The 19,331-nt window shown below is 49.0% G+C and carries 19 protein-coding genes, 2 tRNA genes and 4 rRNA genes; 7 read left to right on the forward strand and 18 right to left on the reverse strand.

Features of this window, described 5'->3' with window-relative positions:
- The first annotated feature begins 3 nt into the window (after positions 1-3).
- Entirely contained in the window at positions 4-762 is a 759-nt protein-coding gene (locus AB1E22_RS07405; RefSeq protein WP_367594766.1) for an amino acid ABC transporter ATP-binding protein, read from the forward strand.
- 96 nt (positions 763-858) lie between these two features.
- Here the strand turns inward: AB1E22_RS07405 and rrf (AB1E22_RS07410) are convergent.
- From rrf (AB1E22_RS07410) to AB1E22_RS07435, 6 genes are all read right to left on the reverse strand, one after another.
- Positions 859-974 (reverse strand): 5S ribosomal RNA (rrf, locus tag AB1E22_RS07410).
- Between the two features lie 38 nt (positions 975-1,012).
- Positions 1,013-1,088: transfer RNA gene (locus AB1E22_RS07415), tRNA-Thr, on the reverse strand.
- Between the two features lie 15 nt (positions 1,089-1,103).
- Positions 1,104-1,219 (reverse strand): 5S ribosomal RNA (rrf, locus tag AB1E22_RS07420).
- 110 nt (positions 1,220-1,329) lie between these two features.
- Positions 1,330-4,237, reverse strand: a 23S ribosomal RNA gene (locus tag AB1E22_RS07425).
- Between the two features lie 219 nt (positions 4,238-4,456).
- Positions 4,457-4,532: transfer RNA gene (locus tag AB1E22_RS07430), tRNA-Glu, on the reverse strand.
- Between the two features lie 86 nt (positions 4,533-4,618).
- Positions 4,619-6,160 (reverse strand): 16S ribosomal RNA (locus AB1E22_RS07435).
- The 16S, 23S and 5S rRNA genes sit together here with 2 tRNA genes alongside, the layout of an rRNA operon.
- Positions 6,161-6,670: 510 nt before the next feature.
- Here AB1E22_RS07435 and AB1E22_RS07440 point away from each other — a divergent pair.
- Positions 6,671-7,225, forward strand: a complete 555-nt coding sequence (locus AB1E22_RS07440; RefSeq protein ID WP_367594767.1) for a gamma carbonic anhydrase family protein — start codon at positions 6,671-6,673, stop codon at positions 7,223-7,225.
- Here AB1E22_RS07440 and AB1E22_RS07445 read toward each other — a convergent pair.
- Genes AB1E22_RS07445 through dprA form a run of 6 tightly spaced genes read right to left on the reverse strand, consistent with a single transcriptional unit; the run spans position 7,201 to position 10,992 of the window.
- The gene (locus tag AB1E22_RS07445) at positions 7,201-7,458 is read right to left on the reverse strand and encodes a DUF1488 domain-containing protein (protein WP_367594768.1); all 258 of its coding nucleotides are present in this window, start codon (positions 7,456-7,458) and stop codon (positions 7,201-7,203) included. The two genes, AB1E22_RS07440 and AB1E22_RS07445, sit on opposite strands and share 25 nt — an antisense overlap.
- The gene (gene aroE, locus AB1E22_RS07450; protein ID WP_367594769.1) at positions 7,455-8,273 is read right to left on the reverse strand and encodes a shikimate dehydrogenase; all 819 of its coding nucleotides are present in this window, start codon (positions 8,271-8,273) and stop codon (positions 7,455-7,457) included. Before aroE ends, AB1E22_RS07445 begins: the two co-directional genes overlap by 4 nt.
- A 3-nt stretch (positions 8,274-8,276) precedes the next feature.
- The gene (gene tsaC, locus AB1E22_RS07455) at positions 8,277-8,849 is read right to left on the reverse strand and encodes an L-threonylcarbamoyladenylate synthase type 1 TsaC (RefSeq protein ID WP_367594770.1); all 573 of its coding nucleotides are present in this window, start codon (positions 8,847-8,849) and stop codon (positions 8,277-8,279) included.
- Positions 8,850-8,855: 6 nt separating this feature from the next.
- Positions 8,856-9,398, reverse strand: coding sequence for a DNA topoisomerase family protein (locus AB1E22_RS07460; protein ID WP_367594771.1), 543 nt, complete (start codon positions 9,396-9,398; stop codon positions 8,856-8,858).
- A 24-nt stretch (positions 9,399-9,422) separates the two neighbouring features.
- The gene (smg, locus tag AB1E22_RS07465; protein ID WP_367594772.1) at positions 9,423-9,896 is read right to left on the reverse strand and encodes a DUF494 family protein Smg; all 474 of its coding nucleotides are present in this window, start codon (positions 9,894-9,896) and stop codon (positions 9,423-9,425) included.
- Positions 9,868-10,992, reverse strand: coding sequence for a DNA-protecting protein DprA (gene dprA / locus AB1E22_RS07470; protein ID WP_367594773.1), 1,125 nt, complete (start codon positions 10,990-10,992; stop codon positions 9,868-9,870). The genes smg and dprA overlap by 29 nt, the downstream gene beginning before the upstream one ends.
- A gap of 128 nt (positions 10,993-11,120) precedes the next feature.
- Here dprA and def point away from each other — a divergent pair, with 128 nt between their 5' ends.
- From def to mscL, 5 genes are all read left to right on the forward strand, one after another.
- A complete protein-coding gene (gene def / locus AB1E22_RS07475) occupies positions 11,121-11,630 on the forward strand; it encodes a peptide deformylase (RefSeq protein ID WP_367594774.1) in 510 nt (169 codons plus the stop codon).
- A gap of 21 nt (positions 11,631-11,651) precedes the next feature.
- On the forward strand, positions 11,652-12,599 hold the full coding sequence (gene fmt, locus AB1E22_RS07480) for a methionyl-tRNA formyltransferase (RefSeq protein WP_367594775.1): 948 nt from the start codon (positions 11,652-11,654) through the stop codon (positions 12,597-12,599).
- Positions 12,600-12,675: 76 nt separating this feature from the next.
- The gene (gene rsmB / locus AB1E22_RS07485; protein ID WP_367594776.1) at positions 12,676-13,965 is read left to right on the forward strand and encodes a 16S rRNA (cytosine(967)-C(5))-methyltransferase RsmB; all 1,290 of its coding nucleotides are present in this window, start codon (positions 12,676-12,678) and stop codon (positions 13,963-13,965) included.
- A 48-nt stretch (positions 13,966-14,013) separates the two neighbouring features.
- Positions 14,014-15,390 (forward strand): Trk system potassium transporter TrkA, encoded by a 1,377-nt coding sequence (gene trkA, locus AB1E22_RS07490; protein ID WP_034461757.1) that lies wholly within the window; start codon positions 14,014-14,016, stop codon positions 15,388-15,390.
- 159 nt (positions 15,391-15,549) lie between these two features.
- Positions 15,550-15,963 (forward strand): large-conductance mechanosensitive channel protein MscL, encoded by a 414-nt coding sequence (gene mscL, locus AB1E22_RS07495; RefSeq protein WP_367594777.1) that lies wholly within the window; start codon positions 15,550-15,552, stop codon positions 15,961-15,963.
- Here mscL and AB1E22_RS07500 read toward each other — a convergent pair.
- The 6 genes from AB1E22_RS07500 to rpsK all read right to left on the reverse strand — a co-directional run bounded on the left by AB1E22_RS07500 (position 15,938) and on the right by rpsK (position 19,315).
- Positions 15,938-16,180, reverse strand: a complete 243-nt coding sequence (locus AB1E22_RS07500; protein WP_367594778.1) for an alternative ribosome-rescue factor A — start codon at positions 16,178-16,180, stop codon at positions 15,938-15,940. The two genes, mscL and AB1E22_RS07500, sit on opposite strands and share 26 nt — an antisense overlap.
- A gap of 65 nt (positions 16,181-16,245) precedes the next feature.
- Complete coding sequence (gene zntR / locus AB1E22_RS07505; protein ID WP_367594779.1) at positions 16,246-16,662, reverse strand: Zn(2+)-responsive transcriptional regulator; 417 nt, start codon at positions 16,660-16,662, stop codon at positions 16,246-16,248.
- A gap of 169 nt (positions 16,663-16,831) precedes the next feature.
- Positions 16,832-17,218, reverse strand: coding sequence for a 50S ribosomal protein L17 (gene rplQ, locus AB1E22_RS07510; RefSeq protein WP_034461760.1), 387 nt, complete (start codon positions 17,216-17,218; stop codon positions 16,832-16,834).
- Positions 17,219-17,258: 40 nt separating this feature from the next.
- Positions 17,259-18,248: a DNA-directed RNA polymerase subunit alpha gene (locus AB1E22_RS07515; RefSeq protein ID WP_034461761.1), complete on the reverse strand. Its 990-nt coding sequence runs from the start codon at positions 18,246-18,248 to the stop codon at positions 17,259-17,261.
- Between the two features lie 25 nt (positions 18,249-18,273).
- Positions 18,274-18,894: a 30S ribosomal protein S4 gene (gene rpsD / locus AB1E22_RS07520; RefSeq protein ID WP_183273268.1), complete on the reverse strand. Its 621-nt coding sequence runs from the start codon at positions 18,892-18,894 to the stop codon at positions 18,274-18,276.
- 31 nt (positions 18,895-18,925) lie between these two features.
- Positions 18,926-19,315, reverse strand: a complete 390-nt coding sequence (rpsK, locus tag AB1E22_RS07525) for a 30S ribosomal protein S11 (protein ID WP_002438687.1) — start codon at positions 19,313-19,315, stop codon at positions 18,926-18,928.
- Positions 19,316-19,331 lie beyond the last annotated feature (16 nt).

Here is a 19,331-nt window from a genome sequence, read left to right on the forward strand (position 1 = left end):
TAAATGAGTCAAATTACATTGCAACCCGCTGATGCGATGATCATGTTGGAAAATGTGAACAAATGGTATGGGCAGTTTCACGTACTAAAAAATATTAACCTGAAGGTAAAACAAGGCGAGCGTATTGTACTGTGCGGCCCTTCTGGATCCGGTAAGTCCACAACAATACGTTGTATTAACCACCTTGAAGAGCATCAACAAGGACGAATTATTGTTGATGGAACAGAGCTTAACGATGACTTACGCAATATAGAAAAAGTAAGGACGGAGGTTGGGATGGTGTTCCAGCATTTTAACCTTTTCCCGCATCTGACAGTCTTACAAAATTGTACCCTGGCACCAATTTGGGTACGTAAAATGCCAAAGAAAGAAGCCGAAGCGTTAGCCATGCATTATCTGGAAAGAGTTCGTATCGCGGAGCACGCCCATAAATTCCCCGGTCAAATATCCGGTGGCCAACAACAACGTGTCGCTATCGCTCGATCGTTATGCATGAAACCAAAGATTATGTTGTTCGATGAACCGACTTCTGCTCTTGATCCCGAGATGGTAAAAGAAGTACTCGATACCATGATTGGTCTGGCTGAATCTGGTATGACAATGCTGTGTGTAACACATGAAATGGGATTTGCGCGAACCGTAGCAGATAGAGTGATCTTTATGGACCGTGGGGAAATTGTTGAGCAAGCAGCTCCTGATGAGTTCTTTGCTCACCCTAAGTCAGAACGTACCAGAGCGTTTCTGTCTCAGGTTATTCATTGATATTTAAAACTAAAGGTCACTAAAGTGGCCTTTCCTTTTTGAAAAACACCAAAACAAAAAGGCCATCCTTTCGGATGGCCTTTTTGTTTATTTGAAGCCTGGCAGTTCCCTACTCTCGCATGGGGAGACCCCACACTACCATCGGCGCTACGGCGTTTCACTTCTGAGTTCGGCATGGGGTCAGGTGGGACCACCGCGCTACTGCCGCCAGGCAAATTCTTTATCTAGCGCCGAACTTTAACCTAAAAACTGGTGCTGATACCCAGAGTCGAACTGGGGACCTCACCCTTACCAAGGGTGCGCTCTACCAACTGAGCCATATCAGCACGCTTTAATTTGGAGCCTGGCAGTTCCCTACTCTCGCATGGGGAGACCCCACACTACCATCGGCGCTACGGCGTTTCACTTCTGAGTTCGGCATGGGGTCAGGTGGGACCACCGCGCTAGTGCCGCCAGGCATATTCTGTTTCATCGACCGTTATACTTCTGTATAACCATCAACTTAAATTCCGGAATTCAGCTGAAAATTAAATCTCTGTCTCTCAAACAAAACACCTTCGGTGTTGTAAGGTTAAGCCTCACGGATCATTAGTACTGGTTAGCTCAACGTATCGCTACGCTTACACACCCAGCCTATCAACGTCGTCGTCTTCAACGTTCCTTCAGGAGCCTTAAAGGCTCAGGGAGAACTCATCTCGGGGCAAGTTTCGCGCTTAGATGCTTTCAGCGCTTATCTTTTCCGCATTTAGCTACCGGGCAATGCCATTGGCATGACAACCCGAACACCAGTGATGCGTCCACTCCGGTCCTCTCGTACTAGGAGCAGCCCCCCTCAATTCTCCAGCGCCCACGGCAGATAGGGACCGAACTGTCTCACGACGTTCTAAACCCAGCTCGCGTACCACTTTAAATGGCGAACAGCCATACCCTTGGGACCTACTTCAGCCCCAGGATGTGATGAGCCGACATCGAGGTGCCAAACACCGCCGTCGATATGAACTCTTGGGCGGTATCAGCCTGTTATCCCCGGAGTACCTTTTATCCGTTGAGCGATGGCCCTTCCATTCAGAACCACCGGATCACTAAGACCTGCTTTCGCACCTGCTCGAGCCGTCACTCTCGCAGTCAAGCTAGCTTATGCCTTTGCACTAACCTCACGATGTCCGACCGTGATTAGCTAACCTTCGTGCTCCTCCGTTACGCTTTAGGAGGAGACCGCCCCAGTCAAACTACCCACCAGACACTGTCCGCAACCCGGATCACGGGTCTACGTTAGAACACCAGCCATTAAAGGGTGGTATTTCAAGGTTGGCTCCACAAGAACTGGCGTCCTCGCTTCAAAGCCTCCCACCTATCCTACACATCAAGGACCAGTGTTCAGTGTCAAGCTATAGTAAAGGTTCACGGGGTCTTTCCGTCTTGCCGCGGGTACACTGCATCTTCACAGCGATTTCAATTTCACTGAGTCTCGGGTGGAGACAGCCTGGCCATCATTACGCCATTCGTGCAGGTCGGAACTTACCCGACAAGGAATTTCGCTACCTTAGGACCGTTATAGTTACGGCCGCCGTTTACCGGGGCTTCGATCAAGAGCTTCAGCTTGCGCTTAACCCCATCAATTAACCTTCCGGCACCGGGCAGGCGTCACACCGTATACGTCCACTTTCGTGTTTGCACAGTGCTGTGTTTTTAATAAACAGTTGCAGCCAGCTGGTATCTTCGACTGCCTTCAGCTCCACCCGCGAGGGGTTTCACTTACCGACAGCGTGCCTTCTCCCGAAGTTACGGCACCATTTTGCCTAGTTCCTTCACCCGAGTTCTCTCAAGCGCCTTGGTATTCTCTACCTGACCACCTGTGTCGGTTTGGGGTACGATTTGATGTTACCTGATGCTTAGAGGCTTTTCCTGGAAGCAGGGCATTTGTCACTTCAGCACCGTAGTGCCTCGTCGTCACACCTCAGCGTTATACAGAAGTCCGGATTTACCTAAACTTCCCGCCTACATGCTTAAACCGGGACAACCGTCGCCCGGCCAACATAGCCTTCTCCGTCCCCCCTTCGCAGTAACACCGAGTACAGGAATATTAACCTGTTTCCCATCGACTACGCCTTTCGGCCTCGCCTTAGGGGTCGACTCACCCTGCCCCGATTAACGTTGGACAGGAACCCTTGGTCTTCCGGCGAGCGGGCTTTTCACCCGCTTTATCGTTACTTATGTCAGCATTCGCACTTCTGATACCTCCAGCAGCCCTCACAGGCCACCTTCGACGGCTTACAGAACGCTCCCCTACCCAACAACGCATAAGCGTCGCTGCCGCAGCTTCGGTGCATGGTTTAGCCCCGTTACATCTTCCGCGCAGGCCGACTCGACCAGTGAGCTATTACGCTTTCTTTAAATGATGGCTGCTTCTAAGCCAACATCCTGGCTGTCTGTGCCTTCCCACATCGTTTCCCACTTAACCATGACTTTGGGACCTTAGCTGGCGGTCTGGGTTGTTTCCCTCTTCACGACGGACGTTAGCACCCGCCGTGTGTCTCCCGTGATAACATTCTTCGGTATTCGTAGTTTGCATCGGGTTGGTAAGCCGGGATGGCCCCCTAGCCGAAACAGTGCTCTACCCCCGAAGATGAGTTCACGAGGCGCTACCTAAATAGCTTTCGGGGAGAACCAGCTATCTCCCGGTTTGATTGGCCTTTCACCCCCAGCCACAAGTCATCCGCTAATTTTTCAACATTAGTCGGTTCGGTCCTCCAGTTAGTGTTACCCAACCTTCAACCTGCCCATGGCTAGATCACCGGGTTTCGGGTCTATACCCTGCAACTTAACGCCCAGTTAAGACTCGGTTTCCCTGCGGCTCCCCTATACGGTTAACCTTGCTACAGAATATAAGTCGCTGACCCATTATACAAAAGGTACGCAGTCACCCCATAAAGAGGCTCCCACTGCTTGTACGTACACGGTTTCAGGTTCTGTTTCACTCCCCTCGCCGGGGTTCTTTTCGCCTTTCCCTCACGGTACTGGTTCACTATCGGTCAGTCAGGAGTATTTAGCCTTGGAGGATGGTCCCCCCATATTCAGACAGGATACCACGTGTCCCGCCCTACTCTTCGAGTTCACAGCATGTGTATTTTTGTGTACGGGAGTATCACCCTGTACCCTGCGACTTTCCAGACGCTTCCACTAATACACAAACTGATTCAGACTCTGGGCTGCTCCCCGTTCGCTCGCCGCTACTGGGGGAATCTCGGTTGATTTCTTTTCCTCGGGGTACTTAGATGTTTCAGTTCCCCCGGTTCGCTTCGTTAAGCTATGTATTCACTTAACGATAGTGTGACGAATCACACTGGGTTTCCCCATTCGGAAATCGTCGGTTATAACGGTTCATATCACCTTACCGACGCTTATCGCAGATTAGCACGTCCTTCATCGCCTCTGACTGCCAGGGCATCCACCGTGTACGCTTAGTCGCTTAACCTCACAACCCGAAGGTGTCTCGTGAGACACAATCGGTGTCGTGAAAATTTGAGAGACTCGAACACACTTCACTTCCTTTCTTATTACGGAGAAAGGAAACAGTGTGTCGTTTCAATTTTCAGCTTGTTCCGGATTTTTAAAGAGCAAATATCTCAAACGTGACTGATTAAGTCAGTTTTGAGATATTGAGGTCGGCGACTTTCACTCACAAACCAGCAAGTGGCGTCCCCTAGGGGATTCGAACCCCTGTTACCGCCGTGAAAGGGCGGTGTCCTGGGCCTCTAGACGAAGGGGACACTGAAGTCTCACTCGCAAGACGCCTTGCTTCTTTACATCTATCAGACAATCTGTGTGAGCACTACGCAAGTTCGTATCTTTCAGGTAAGGAGGTGATCCAACCGCAGGTTCCCCTACGGTTACCTTGTTACGACTTCACCCCAGTCATGAATCACAAAGTGGTAAGCGCCCTCCCGAAGGTTAAGCTACCTACTTCTTTTGCAACCCACTCCCATGGTGTGACGGGCGGTGTGTACAAGGCCCGGGAACGTATTCACCGTAGCATTCTGATCTACGATTACTAGCGATTCCGACTTCACGGAGTCGAGTTGCAGACTCCGATCCGGACTACGACGCACTTTATGAGGTCCGCTTGCTCTCGCGAGGTCGCTTCTCTTTGTATGCGCCATTGTAGCACGTGTGTAGCCCTACTCGTAAGGGCCATGATGACTTGACGTCATCCCCACCTTCCTCCAGTTTATCACTGGCAGTCTCCTTTGAGTTCCCGGCCGGACCGCTGGCAACAAAGGATAAGGGTTGCGCTCGTTGCGGGACTTAACCCAACATTTCACAACACGAGCTGACGACAGCCATGCAGCACCTGTCTCACAGTTCCCGAAGGCACTAAGGCATCTCTGCCGAATTCTGTGGATGTCAAGAGTAGGTAAGGTTCTTCGCGTTGCATCGAATTAAACCACATGCTCCACCGCTTGTGCGGGCCCCCGTCAATTCATTTGAGTTTTAACCTTGCGGCCGTACTCCCCAGGCGGTCGACTTAACGCGTTAGCTCCGGAAGCCACTCCTCAAGGGAACAACCTCCAAGTCGACATCGTTTACGGCGTGGACTACCAGGGTATCTAATCCTGTTTGCTCCCCACGCTTTCGCACCTGAGCGTCAGTCTTTGTCCAGGGGGCCGCCTTCGCCACCGGTATTCCTCCAGATCTCTACGCATTTCACCGCTACACCTGGAATTCTACCCCCCTCTACAAGACTCAAGCTTGCCAGTTTCAAATGCAGTTCCCAGGTTGAGCCCGGGGATTTCACATCTGACTTAACAAACCGCCTGCGTGCGCTTTACGCCCAGTAATTCCGATTAACGCTTGCACCCTCCGTATTACCGCGGCTGCTGGCACGGAGTTAGCCGGTGCTTCTTCTGCGAGTAACGTCAATCACTGTGGTTATTAACCACAATGCCTTCCTCCTCGCTGAAAGTACTTTACAACCCGAAGGCCTTCTTCATACACGCGGCATGGCTGCATCAGGCTTGCGCCCATTGTGCAATATTCCCCACTGCTGCCTCCCGTAGGAGTCTGGACCGTGTCTCAGTTCCAGTGTGGCTGGTCATCCTCTCAGACCAGCTAGGGATCGTCGCCTAGGTGAGCCATTACCTCACCTACTAGCTAATCCCATCTGGGCACATCTGATGGCAAGAGGCCCGAAGGTCCCCCTCTTTGGTCCGAAGACGTTATGCGGTATTAGCTACCGTTTCCAGTAGTTATCCCCCTCCATCAGGCAGTTTCCCAGACATTACTCACCCGTCCGCCGCTCGCCGGCAAAGTAGCAAGCTACTTCCCGCTGCCGCTCGACTTGCATGTGTTAGGCCTGCCGCCAGCGTTCAATCTGAGCCATGATCAAACTCTTCAATTAAAAGCTTGATTTGCTTCAACTCGTGAAGCGGTGCTCAAAAATTAACTTTCGTAATAATTCAACTAAATGAATTACTGCTTGGTCACTCTTCAAGACTTGATATTTTTTTGATACCCGGAGGTATCTGAGATATCAATCCTGCGAGTGCCCACACAGATTGTCTGATAAATTGTTAAAGAGCAGTGAGTTACGCGCTTTCGCTTGCTAACTCGAGGTGGCGTATATTACGCTTTCCTCTTTCAGAGTCAACCCTTAATTTCAGGATATTTGACTCTCATCGCCGCCGTTACTCTGTGATGTTGTTCACATGTTTCGTGTCGATGGAGGCGCATTATAGGGATCTCTTTTTATTGCACAACCCTTTTCTCGATCTTTTCTATCAACTGCTTAGTTTTCGCCCTTTTCGCTGCGATCGTGTTCTATCTGCCCTGTTTTTGACGCTTTACTTTCTTGCCATCGGTTAAGAAAGCAGCCACAGTCTATCTACAAAGAGAACTTCCAGAGGTGTTTATGTCAGCCGTATTACGACCTTTCCAAAAAACTTATCCTGAAGTTGGCCAACGCGTGATGCTTGATCGTTCGAGTGTAGTGATTGGTGATGTACGTCTTGCAAACGATGTGAGTATCTGGCCATTAGTTGCCATTCGTGGTGACGTTAATTATGTAGTGATTGGCGCTCGGAGCAATATTCAGGATGGAAGCGTACTGCATGTCACCCACAAGTCTTCCTATAATCCAGAAGGCAACCCGCTCATTGTTGGTGAAGATGTGACTGTTGGGCATAAGGTGATGCTACACGGCTGTACGATCGGGGATCGCGTGCTTGTGGGTATGGGATCAATTTTGCTGGATGGTGTAGTAATAGAAGACGATGTAATGATCGGTGCGGGAAGTCTGGTGCCGCAAAACAAGCGTTTAGAAAGCGGCTACCTTTACTTAGGCAGCCCGGTAAAACAGATCCGCCCTCTTACACCTGAAGAGCGCGAAGGCTTAAAATATTCAGCGAATAACTATGTTCGTTGGAAAGATGAATATCTTGCTCAGGAAAGCCAGACCCAACCTTGATCATCATCTTCACCAGCAGCAATTAGCGCTTCAGCTTCTTCTTCAAGATCCCAGCGATTCATGCGAAAGAACTCAAGCCATAACTCTTTATTATCGCCACCAGAACGGCTGGCGATAATCTCCCTGCTAATACCGCACATTACCTGAAAGCCATTCACTAATGCAGGAAAGCAGATAGCCTGATGTTGTTCGTCCCATTCTTCACGATCGGGAAATTGAATCGCTTGGTTCACTGTGACATCTCTTGTTTAAGCTTTTCTATTACTGGCGTGATTTCGGGTAATACACCATGCCACAAGAAAAAGGCATGCGCGGCCTGAGCCACGAGCATTCCTAAACCATCAGCATAATGTTGAACACCGTGCTGCTTGCACCAATGCAAAAATGGCGTATCGCCTTTTTGGTAGAACATGTCGTAGCAGCTTACGTTATGTGAGAGCAGCGATGCAGGGATTGCTGGAATGTCTCCGGCAATTCCACTGGACGTAGCATTTATGATGAGATCAAATTTGTGACTCTCCAGCTCTGACTGCTCTAGCGCCTGTACGCTACCCATGTGCTTAAATAACTGCGCGAGTTCTTGCGCACGAGAAAATGTTCGGTTGCAGATCGTCACCCCGCAATCTAACGAAAGTAGCGGAAGCAACACTCCCCTTGCCGCGCCACCAGCACCCAACAATAAAACTCGCGAACCCGGCTTAATAAGAGATAAACGTTCCAGATCGGTTAATAGACCAATTCCATCCGTGTTATCTCCCAATAGGCGGCCATCTTCCAGGCGCTTCAGGGTATTTACTGCCCCCACTAAAGCAGCGCGCTCCGTCAGTTCATCGGCACGTGTAAATGCCTGCTCTTTAAAGGGAACCGTAATATTGGCTCCTTTACCGCCCGCTATAAAGAACCGCTCAAGTGCTTCACTAAAAGCATCTACAGGTGCAAGCACGCGACCATATGGATGCTCTATTTTTAGTTGCTCAGCAAACATATTATGAATTTGCGGTGATTTACTGTGCTGAATGGGATTACCAAAAACGGCAAAGGATTCCATTAATTACCCCTGGCGGAAAAGTTCGCCGGTCAAAGCGTCACGAATTTCAGAAGGATTAAGTCGGCCTCCGGTATCGCCACACAGAACAGGGAAGTCATCACCAAATTGTAAAAAGACTTCCTGGAAAGTACGACATGGAGGTAAACCAGATAAATTGGCACTGGTAGAAACCAGAGGCTTTCCATATGCCAGGCATAAATCACGAACCAATGGATGATCCGTCACTCTCACAGCTAAGGAGTCAAATCGCCCAGTTAACCACCGTGGCGTTGAAGGAAGCGCAGGGAATACAAATGTGACGGGGCCAGGCCAGCGAGAAAATACAGCTTCTTGCTGCATCTTTGAAAGTGCAGAGCTATCTATATAAGGAATAAGCTGCTCGAAATTCGCGGCTATTAGGATTAGGCCTTTATCGATGGGACGATGTTTTAATTCAAGCAAACGCGTAACTGCCAGCTCACTGTCTGGATCACAACCGACGCCAAATACAGCTTCAGTTGGGTAAGCGATGACTTGTTGTTGTTTTAAGGCGGCAACGATCTCTACGAGTTGCTCTTTTTGCAGGTTTGTCTTCACAAGCTTTTATTCCGCCGTTACCGGCTTTCCACATTGTTTGCTGGCACAGAACTGTTTTAATCCTTGCGCCGTTTTCTTTTCGATGAGTAAAGGATAGTGACACGCAGGGCATTCGCCTGCCACTGGTTTGCTATTAATGACGAACTGACATGTCGGATAACTATCACATGACCAAAAGTTTTTACCGAATCGGGAACGTCGCTGGACTAATTGCCCTTTCTGGCATTGCGGGCAACTGATTGCAGTTTCGTCGGGTTTGTCGATGACGTCAGTGTGTTCACAAGTTGGATAGTTAATGCAAGCAATGAACATCCCGAAGCGCCCTTGCCGTAAAACAAGGTTTTCCTGACATAGCGGGCAGAGTTGCCCCTCGAGCACTTTAACAACATGCCCATCAGCCTGGCTTTTTAGTGGGCGTACATAATCACATTCCGGATAATGAGAGCAGCCAAGAAAAGGGCCGTGTTTACCAGAACGAATGACTAACCCTGCCCCGCATTGAGGACAGGGTTCATTTTTAGGCACAGTGAACAGTGCTGATTTGGTCATAACATCTCATACAGGAACTTTAATTTAGTGCAGCATACCTTCATTTACTTCGAAGAGTAATTCTTCCATCTGTTGATAAGCGTTTTCGCACCCAGGGATGTTGAACAACACCATTAGCACCACCCACTTTAAATCCTCAAGCTCAAACTCGGCGGTGTCTAACGCTAATACGCGTTCAATAACCATTTCACGGGTTTCGAGGTTCAGCACCTGAATCTGTTCAAGGAACAGTAAAAACCCCCGGCAAGTCGCATCAAGTCGCTGGCATTCTTCTGCGGTATACATCCTCATAGAAAGCGGGTCAGCAGCGAGCTGCATGGGTTCAGCCAGCCCATCTTGATAGTCAGCCAGCTTTTCAAGCCATACAAGAGCGTTATAAATGTCTTCATGATCAAAACCAGCATCGGCGAGATCATGCGTCAATTTATCTTGATCAACTCGCATTTCCACTTCGTTGTGGATGTAGGTTTCAAATAAGTACATTAGTACGTCGAACATGGCATGCCCTCCTCAATCGGACATAGCCGCCGGGTACAGCTGCGATCCATCCTGCTAACTCCAGTTCGAGTAGCTGGGCTACCGTTTCTGGCACAGGTTGGCCGGCACGTTCAGCGACGACGTCAACAGGTGTAACCTCATCTCCTACGTTAGCCAACAGCTCAGGAAATGGCAATGTACGATCCTCTTCATTGCGTGAATATATTAATGCTTTGTGAGGTGAAGGGAGCCAGTGCAATTCAGTTTCAAGATATTCAAGTATGTCCGAAGGGTGGCTCACAAGATTAGCACCTTGTTTGATTAACGAGTGTGGCCCTTCACTTCCCGGGCTACCCACCGCTCCCGGCAGTGCAAATAATTCACGCCCTTGCTCAAGCGCATAACGAGCCGTGACGAGTGACCCGCTACGTTCACTCGCTTCCACCACAAAAACCGCCCGACTCAATCCACTAATAATGCGATTCCTTCGAGGAAAATTACTCGGGAAGGCTGAAGTATTGAGAGGGAATTCTGAGATGAGGGCGCCACCCTCTGCAACAATTTGTTCGGCCAGTTGTTTATGACGCTTAGGGTAAATTTCTGCCAGACCATTACCCAAAACAGCAATGGTTTTTCCATGCACATTCAATGCAGCCCGGTGTGCCACGGCATCAATTCCCAAAGCTAAACCACTGGTTATGGTTAATCCCGCGGTGGCTAACGGCTCACAAAACATCCGACACCAGCGTTCGCCATAAAGAGAAAGACTGCGGTTACCAACAACGGCAAGTTGGTTACTGGAAAGAAGAGCAAGGTCGCCGGCTATAAACAACGCGGCAGGGTAGCAATCTATCGAACGTAATTGATTGGGATAACGTACGTCATCTACAGTTAGAAGGTGATGCTGAGGCTGCTCAAGCCAGAGCATTGCCTTCTCTAATTCTTTTTCACTAAACGCCAAAAATTGAGATATCTGGCGGGCAGAAAGCCCAGATCTGGCGAGCGAAACGGTTGAATATTCAGGCTCACTCAATAAGAAATGGGCGATTTTTAATAGCTTATCACCGCTTAAAGTTTGAACAGCCATCAGACGTAACCAAATCTCTTTTGGTGGCACAGCATCCTCCTGCCATAAGCGATAAAAGCAATCCTTGCGATTGGTCACTGATGCTGTCAATCAGGCGGGGAAATGTCTAGAATAGAGATAATAATCTTTCTATCAATTGAACACAGCTCTGGATATTTATGTCAGTTTTGCAGGTATTACATTTTCCGGACGAGCGCCTTCGCACTGTGGCGACGCCGGTCAAAGAGGTAAATGCGGAAATTCAGCGGATTGTCGATGACATGTTCGAGACAATGTACGCGGAAGAAGGTATTGGCCTTGCAGCAACACAGGTGGATATCCATCAACGTATTATTGTGATTGATGTTTCTGAAAACCGCGATGAGCGCCTGGTTTTAATCAACCCTGAACTATTGGAAAAGAGCGGTGACACCGGTATCGAAGAAGGTTGTCTCTCTATTCCAGAACAACGTGCACTCGTTCCGCGCGCAGAAAGAGTCAAGATCCGTGCGCTGGACCGTGAAGGCCAATCGTACGAACTGGAAGCCGATGGTCTACTCGCCATTTGTATTCAGCATGAAATGGATCACCTGGTTGGTAAACTGTTTGTCGATTATCTGTCTCCGTTGAAGCGTCAGCGTATTCGTCAGAAACTGGAAAAAATGGCTCGTCTGAATAAGAGCGCCTAATCCATCACAAAAGGGAATAATGTGTCTGATTCACTGCGTATTATTTTCGCTGGTACTCCTGACTTTGCAGCGCGTCATCTTGACGCGCTGTTGTCTTCTCAGCACCAAGTCGTTGGCGTGTTTACACAACCTGACCGCCCTGCTGGACGCGGAAAAAAGCTGATGCCAAGCCCGGTCAAAGTACTGGCCACTGAAAAAAACATCCCCGTTTTTCAACCTGCCTCTTTGCGACCTGCGGAAAATCAGGAACTCGTTTCGAGCTTGAATGCCGATGTTATGGTCGTAGTGGCTTACGGTTTGATCCTTCCCAAAGCCGTTCTTGATATGCCACGCCTGGGTTGTATTAATGTACATGGTTCTCTGCTGCCACGCTGGCGAGGGGCAGCTCCAATTCAACGTTCATTGTGGGCGGGTGATGCCGAAACTGGCGTAACCATTATGCAAATGGATGTTGGTTTGGACACCGGCGATATGCTGTTTAAACTCGCTTGCCCGATTGAAGCCACGGATACCAGCGCAACGCTATACGACAAACTGGCAAATCTTGGGCCGCAAGGATTGCTGGAAACGTTAAATCAACTGGCTACGGGCAATGCTAAACCCGAAGTTCAGAGAGAAGAATCAGTGACTTACGCTGAAAAGCTCAGCAAGGAAGAGGCGCGTATTGACTGGTCACTTTCAGCGGTACAACTTGAGCGTTGCATTCGGGCATTTAATCCCTGGCCGATGAGTTGGCTGGAAATTGACGGACAACCGCTTAAAGTCTGGCAAGCATCAGTCATTGATCAGCCTGCGAAAGCCGTACCAGGTACCATTCTTGAAACCACTAAACAGGGTATCCAAGTGGCAACGGGTGAAGGGATTTTAAATCTGGAGTCTCTTCAGCCAGCAGGTAAGAAAGCAATGTCCGCTCAGGATCTTCTGAACTCACGTAGCGAATGGTTTAAGCCAGGCGCACTTCTCGCCTGAGAAAAGAAATTCTTTACGCCCAGGCCAAACACCTGGGCATTTTTGTTTTTAAGCGCCGGAAAACCAGAGCGTTGTTATGAAAAAAACTCTAAATCTTCGCAGTATGGCCGCACAAACGATTGAACAAGTTGTGGAGCAAGGCCAATCACTCAGCAATGTGCTGCCTGGGATGCAACATAAAGTCTCTGATAAAGATAAAGCACTGCTCCAGGAAATTTGCTTTGGTGTATTGCGTACTCTGCCGCAACTCGAATGGTTGATCGGTAAACTGATGTCGCGCCCGATGACAGGCAAACAGCGCACCATTCACTATTTGATTATGGTGGGTTTTTACCAGCTGCTTTATACCCGAATCCCAGCTCACGCCGCTCTCGCAGAAACGGTTGAAGGGGCTGTAGCTATCCAACGCCAGTCGCTAAAAGGCTTGATTAATGGCGTGCTGAGGCAGTTCCAGCGTCAACAAGAATCATTGATGGCAGAAGCGGCTAAACACGAAAGTCGTTTTTTGCATCCTTCCTGGCTATTGCAACGTCTGAAAAAAGCCTATCCGAATCAATGGCAATCAATTGTCGATGCAAATAACCAGCGGCCACCAATGTGGCTGCGTGTGAATCGCCAGCACCATTCTCGTGATGAGTGGATGGCGCTGCTGGTTGAAAACGGTTTAGAAGGCCACGCCCATCCGCAATACCGTGATGCAGTTCGTCTGGAAACCCCTGCGCCAGTCCATGCCTTACCGGGATTTGAGCAAGGCTGGGTAACTGTGCAGGATGCTTCAGCACAGGGCAGCGTTGATCTGCTCGATCCGCAGGATGGTGATAAGATCCTCGATTTATGCGCCGCACCAGGTGGAAAAACTACGCATATTCTGGAAGCCGCACCTAAAGCACACGTGATGGCGGTTGATATTGATGAGCAGCGCCTGAAACGGGTGCATGAGAATTTGCAGCGTCTGGGTATGACCGCTGATGTGAAAACCGGTGACGGACGTTTCCCGGAGCAGTGGTGTGGCGACCAACAATTTGATCGTATCCTGCTTGATGCACCATGTTCAGCTACCGGCGTTATTCGTCGTCATCCCGATATCAAATGGTTGCGTCGTGACAGAGATATCGCTGAATTAGCGGCTCTGCAAAAAGAGATCCTGGAAGCGATTTGGCCGAGACTGAAATCAGGTGGCACATTAGTTTACGCTACCTGTTCTATCCTGCCCGAAGAAAACTGCCAGCAGGTCGCTGCATTCCTGGAAAAACATCCAGAGGCCAAACTGGTTGAAACTGGTACGCCAGAGAAACCAGGTATCCAGAATCTGCCGTCGCAAGAAGAAGGTGACGGCTTCTTTTACGCTAAGCTAATTAAAAGCTGATTCAGGATTACTGAGTCTTAGGTTTCATCACCAATGAAGCTATAAATAATGAAAATAATCATTCTCGGTGCGGGCCAGGTTGGCGGCACCCTGGCAGAAAACCTGGTGGGTGAGAACAACGATATTACGGTTGTTGATACTAATCAGGATCGCCTACGCAGTTTGCAGGATAAGTTCGATTTACGCGTTGTGCAGGGGCACGGCTCGCATCCTCGCGTTTTGCGCGAGGCCGGTGCTGATGATGCAGATATGCTCGTTGCGGTAACCAGTTCGGACGAGACGAATATGATTGCCTGCCAGGTTGCGTACTCACTTTTTAATACACCCAACCGAATTGCGCGTATTCGTGCCCCAGATTACGTGCGCGACGCCGAGCGTTTATTCAACGCTGAAGCGGTGCCAATCGACCATCTTATCGCGCCAGAACAGTTGGTTATCGATAACATTTATCGCTTGATTGAATATCCTGGCGCACTGCAGGTTGTTAATTTTGCCGAAGGAAAAGTGAGCCTTGCCGTGGTAAAAGCCTATTACGGCGGTCCGCTAGTTGGGAATGCACTTTCGACTATGCGCGAGCATATGCCACATATCGAAACTCGCGTTGCCGCTATTTTCCGCCACGATCGTCCTATCCGTCCGCAAGGTTCAACTATTGTCGAAGCCGGGGACGAAGTCTTCTTCATTGCCGCCTCCCAGCATATCCGAGCGGTCATGAGCGAATTACAACGTCTTGAAAAACCCTACAAGCGCATCATGCTTGTTGGCGGCGGTAATATTGGTGCGGGTCTGGCGCAACGTCTTGAAAAAGATTACAGCGTCAAGCTCATCGAGCGCGATCCTCAGCGTGCCGCAGAACTTGCTGAAATGTTGCAAAACACCATCGTTTTTTATGGGGATGCTTCCGATCAGGAACTTTTGGCCGAAGAACATATTGAGCAAGTCGATTTGTTTATCGCCGTCACCAACGATGATGAAGCAAATATCATGTCTGCCATGCTGGCTAAACGTATGGGGGCCAAGAAAGTTATGGTTCTTATTCAGCGTAAAGCCTACGTCGATCTGGTACAAGGCAGCGTCATTGATATTGCTATTTCTCCACAGCAAGCAACAATTTCGGCACTATTGGGCCATGTGCGTAAAGCCGATATCGTTGGCGTTTCATCTTTACGGCGTGGTGTCGCTGAAGCAATTGAAGCGGTGGCTCACGGTGACGAAAGTACGTCACGTGTGGTAGGTCGCTCTATTGATGAGATAAAACTTCCACCAGGCACAATTATCGGTGCCGTAGTCCGTGGCAATGATGTCATGATCGCCAATGACAACTTGCGCATCGAACAGGGTGACCATGTCATTATGTTCCTGACAGATAAGAAATTTGTTAGTGATGTGGAACGCCTGTTCCAACCGAGCCCCTTCTTCCTGTAATTTCTTAGGGCGGGTTAATCTCTCGCCCTATTAATCTTCATAATATAGAAACCATCATAAAATTAAGGAATTAGCCGTTAATTCTTATTTCCGCATGTAATGGCAATCGAGTCATCATTTGTTAGACTTATTAACGTCAGCCAGTACAAGGAGAGAAAAATGAGCATGTTAAAAGAATTCCGCGAATTTGCGATGCGTGGAAATGTTGTCGATTTGGCAGTGGGTGTAATTATTGGTGCAGCATTCGGGAAAATCGTTTCTTCACTGGTTGCGGATATTATTATGCCGCCACTTGGGTTGCTGATTGGGGGCGTTGATTTTAAGCAATTCGCCTTAACACTAAGACCCGCAGTAGGAGATGTTCCAGCAGTTGTAATGCATTACGGTGTATTTATTCAGAATATCTTTGATTTCCTGATCGTTGCCTTTGCGATCTTCATGGCAATCAAAGTGATTAACAAACTGAATCGTAAGAAAAAAGAAGAACCAGCCGCACCACCTGCGCCAACTAAAGAAGAAGTATTACTCAGTGAAATTCGCGATCTGCTTAAACAGCAGAATGAGCGAATTTAATTGCGCTAGCTAAAAATGGAAGGCCAGTGGTAAAAAAGCGATTTGCTTGTTTGCCACTGGCCTCCCAGTTACCACTTTTGACATGTTTTGCAGCACGTTGATAACTGCCCTTTCCTTTCTTGTTCTGCTCAATTCTTTGACGAAACAGCGGGTCATGTAATAACGCCTCGATGGCGTTATCCTTAATAACCCCTTTTTTATGTTGATACTTGCTCATACAAACTCCAGAGTGATTAAAATAACGGCGCAAGTTTATGCCTGTGCACAACAGATCGCAATTTATTATTTTCGCTGACTAGCCCCCTGCTCAAGCGCTTCCAGTATTGAACAATACGCGCTGCTGTGTGCGCTTCCACAACATGCATCGTTTAGTCGCTGTAAAGATCGACGCATATGCTGCAACTCTTTAATTTTAGATTCAACTTCGACAAGCCGTGACTGTACGATGCTCTTAGATTCCTGACAGGTGTGATGCTCAGGATCGATTCGGATCGAAAGCAGCTCACGAATAGTTTCCAGCGTAAAACCTAATTGCTTGGCGTAACGGATAAACTTCAGGCGCTGCAAATCACTTTCGGTGTAAAGTCGAAATCCCCCCTCCGTTCTAACTTCGTGATCCATCATTTGCTGTTTTTCATAATAGCGAATGGTGTCAGGGGTGACATCCGCCAGTCTGGCTAATTCTCCAATACGAAACATGATCATTCCTCATCAGCTTTATAAAGCACTCTGCACATTAAGCCGGAACTCTGCATAGTAGACACTGTGCGAACAGGAGATAATACAAAGATACGATGAATTGGTGTAGGAAGGGAAATTACAGATATAAAAAAACCGGGCAAGCCCGGTTTTTTCACGTTACTACAGATTACTCTGCAGCAGCTTCTGTTTGAGACTCGGCGCGGTCAACCAGCTCGATGTAAGCCATCGGAGCATTGTCACCAGCACGGAAGCCACACTTAAGAATACGAGTGTAACCACCAGTACGCGCTGCAAAACGCGGACCCAATTCATTAAACAGTTTTGCCACGATCTCGTTATCACGAGTGCGGGCGAATGCCAGACGACGATTAGCAACGCTATCAGTCTTGGCAAGAGTAATCAGCGGCTCAACTACGCGACGCAGCTCTTTCGCTTTAGGCAGAGTCGTCTTGATGATCTCATGACGAACCAGTGAACCTGCCATATTGCGGAACATAGCCTGGCGATGGCTGCTGTTGCGGTTCAGTTGACGACCACTCTTACGATGGCGCATGACCTTATCCTTCTCAGTAAAACCTTAACCTGTGATCCGGTTACTCGTCAGCGATGCTTGCCGGTGGCCAGTTTTCCAGGCGCATGCCCAGAGACAAACCACGGGAAGCCAGCACGTCTTTAATCTCGGTAAGAGATTTTTTACCCAAGTTAGGCGTTTTAAGCAGCTCAACTTCGGTACGCTGTACCAGATCACCGATATAGTGGATAGCTTCTGCCTTAAGGCAGTTAGCAGAGCGGACAGTCAATTCCAGATCGTCAACAGGGCGCAGCAGGATCGGATCGAACTCTGGTTTCTCTTCTTTAACTTCTGGCTGACGAACATCACGTAAGTCAACAAAAGCTTCAAGTTGTTCAGCCAGAATGGTTGCCGCACGACGAATCGCCTCTTCAGGATCGATTGTACCGTTGGTTTCCATTTCGATGACCAGCTTATCCAGGTCGGTACGCTGTTCTACACGCGCTGCTTCAACATTGTAGGCAATTCGCTCTACAGGGCTGTAGCAGGCGTCGACCAGCAGACGACCAATTGGGCGCTCATCTTCTTCCGAATGAATTCGGGCAGAGGCCGGCACATAACCGCGACCGCGCTGAACTTTGATACGCATACTAATAGATGCGTTCTCATCAGTCAGGTGGCAGATCACATGCTGCGGCTTGACGATTTCGACATCACCATCATGGGTGATGTCGGCTGCAGTCACAGGGCCAATGCCAGACTTATTCAGAGTAAGAATAACATCATCTTTACCTTGAACTCTTACCGCCAGCCCTTTCAGGTTGAGCAGGATTTCCAGGATATCTTCCTGTACGCCTTCTTTGGTGCTGTACTCATGTAGTACACCATCAATCTCAACCTCAGTCACCGCGCAACCCGGCATCGATGAGAGCAGAATACGGCGCAGTGCATTACCAAGAGTATGGCCAAAGCCACGCTCTAAAGGCTCAAGGGTCACCTTGGCGTGCGTCGAACTCACTTGCTCGATATCTACCAGGCGCGGTTTTAGAAACTCTGTCACAGAACCCTGCATTGTGTCCTCTCTTTGGTACTAAGCTTTACTTGGAGTAAAGCTCGACGATCAGGTGTTCGTTAATGTCCGCAGACAGATCAGTACGCTCAGGCTTACGCTTGAACACACCTTCCATCTTAGCAGCATCAACTTCCAGCCAGGTTGGCTTTTCACGCTGTTCAGCCAGCTCCAGAGCGGCCTTCACGCGAGATTGCTTTTTGGCTTTCTCACGGATGCTGACTACGTCATTCGGAGTTACCTGATAAGAAGCGATGTTAACAACGCGACCATTTACCATAACTGCTTTATGGCTAACGAGCTGACGTGCTTCTGCACGTGTAGCGCCGAAGCCCATACGGTAAACAACGTTGTCCAGACGACCTTCCAGCAGAGCCAACAGGTTTTCACCGGTGTTGCCTTTCAGACGAGCTGCTTCTTTATAGTAGTTACGGAACTGACGCTCCAGAACACCGAACATGCGGCGAACTTTTTGCTTTTCACGCAACTGCACACCATAGTCAGACAGACGCGGTTTACGCGCACCGTGCTGGCCAGGAGCTTGTTCAATTTTACACTTGGTATCGATCGCGCGAACACCAGACTTAAGGAACAGGTCTGTGCCCTCGCGACGGCTCAGCTTGAGCTTAGGACCCAAATATCTTGCCATTTTCTTTCTCCAACATTCCTAAAAACGAGCGTTATACGCGACGTTTTTTCGGCGGACGACAACCGTTGTGAGGGATCGGAGTCACATCAGTAATATTAGTGATGCGGAAACCAGCGGCGTTCAGAGCACGAATGGTAGATTCGCGGCCTGGACCCGGTCCCTTAACCATAACTTCCAGGTTCTTGATACCGTATTCTTTCACGGCTTCTGCGCAACGCTCTGCTGCAACCTGAGCTGCGAACGGAGTAGATTTGCGAGAACCACGGAAACCGGAACCACCGGCAGTTGCCCAACCCAATGCGTTACCCTGACGATCAGTAATAGTAACGATAGTGTTGTTGAAAGAAGCATGGACATGAGCCACGCCGTCAGAGACTTGTTTTCTTACACGCTTACGTGCACGAATTGGTGCCTTTGCCATTATTCAATCACCCCGA

This window comes from Buttiauxella gaviniae (genome assembly GCF_040786275.1).
Lineage (GTDB): Bacteria > Pseudomonadota > Gammaproteobacteria > Enterobacterales > Enterobacteriaceae > Buttiauxella > Buttiauxella gaviniae_A.

Coding starts and splice junctions, on each gene's coding strand:
- AB1E22_RS07405 (WP_367594766.1), top strand. CDS start 4: ATGAGTCAAATTACATTGCAACCCGCTGATGCGATGATCATGTTGGAA.
- AB1E22_RS07440 (WP_367594767.1), top strand. CDS start 6,671: ATGTCAGCCGTATTACGACCTTTCCAAAAAACTTATCCTGAAGTTGGC.
- aroE (WP_367594769.1), bottom strand. CDS start 8,273: ATGGAATCCTTTGCCGTTTTTGGTAATCCCATTCAGCACAGTAAATCA.
- AB1E22_RS07460 (WP_367594771.1), bottom strand. CDS start 9,398: ATGACCAAATCAGCACTGTTCACTGTGCCTAAAAATGAACCCTGTCCT.
- smg (WP_367594772.1), bottom strand. CDS start 9,896: ATGTTCGACGTACTAATGTACTTATTTGAAACCTACATCCACAACGAA.
- def (WP_367594774.1), top strand. CDS start 11,121: ATGTCAGTTTTGCAGGTATTACATTTTCCGGACGAGCGCCTTCGCACT.
- rsmB (WP_367594776.1), top strand. CDS start 12,676: ATGAAAAAAACTCTAAATCTTCGCAGTATGGCCGCACAAACGATTGAA.
- trkA (WP_034461757.1), top strand. CDS start 14,014: ATGAAAATAATCATTCTCGGTGCGGGCCAGGTTGGCGGCACCCTGGCA.
- mscL (WP_367594777.1), top strand. CDS start 15,550: ATGAGCATGTTAAAAGAATTCCGCGAATTTGCGATGCGTGGAAATGTT.
- AB1E22_RS07500 (WP_367594778.1), bottom strand. CDS start 16,180: ATGAGCAAGTATCAACATAAAAAAGGGGTTATTAAGGATAACGCCATC.
- zntR (WP_367594779.1), bottom strand. CDS start 16,662: ATGTTTCGTATTGGAGAATTAGCCAGACTGGCGGATGTCACCCCTGAC.
- rplQ (WP_034461760.1), bottom strand. CDS start 17,218: ATGCGCCATCGTAAGAGTGGTCGTCAACTGAACCGCAACAGCAGCCAT.
- AB1E22_RS07515 (WP_034461761.1), bottom strand. CDS start 18,248: ATGCAGGGTTCTGTGACAGAGTTTCTAAAACCGCGCCTGGTAGATATC.
- rpsD (WP_183273268.1), bottom strand. CDS start 18,894: ATGGCAAGATATTTGGGTCCTAAGCTCAAGCTGAGCCGTCGCGAGGGC.
- rpsK (WP_002438687.1), bottom strand. CDS start 19,315: ATGGCAAAGGCACCAATTCGTGCACGTAAGCGTGTAAGAAAACAAGTC.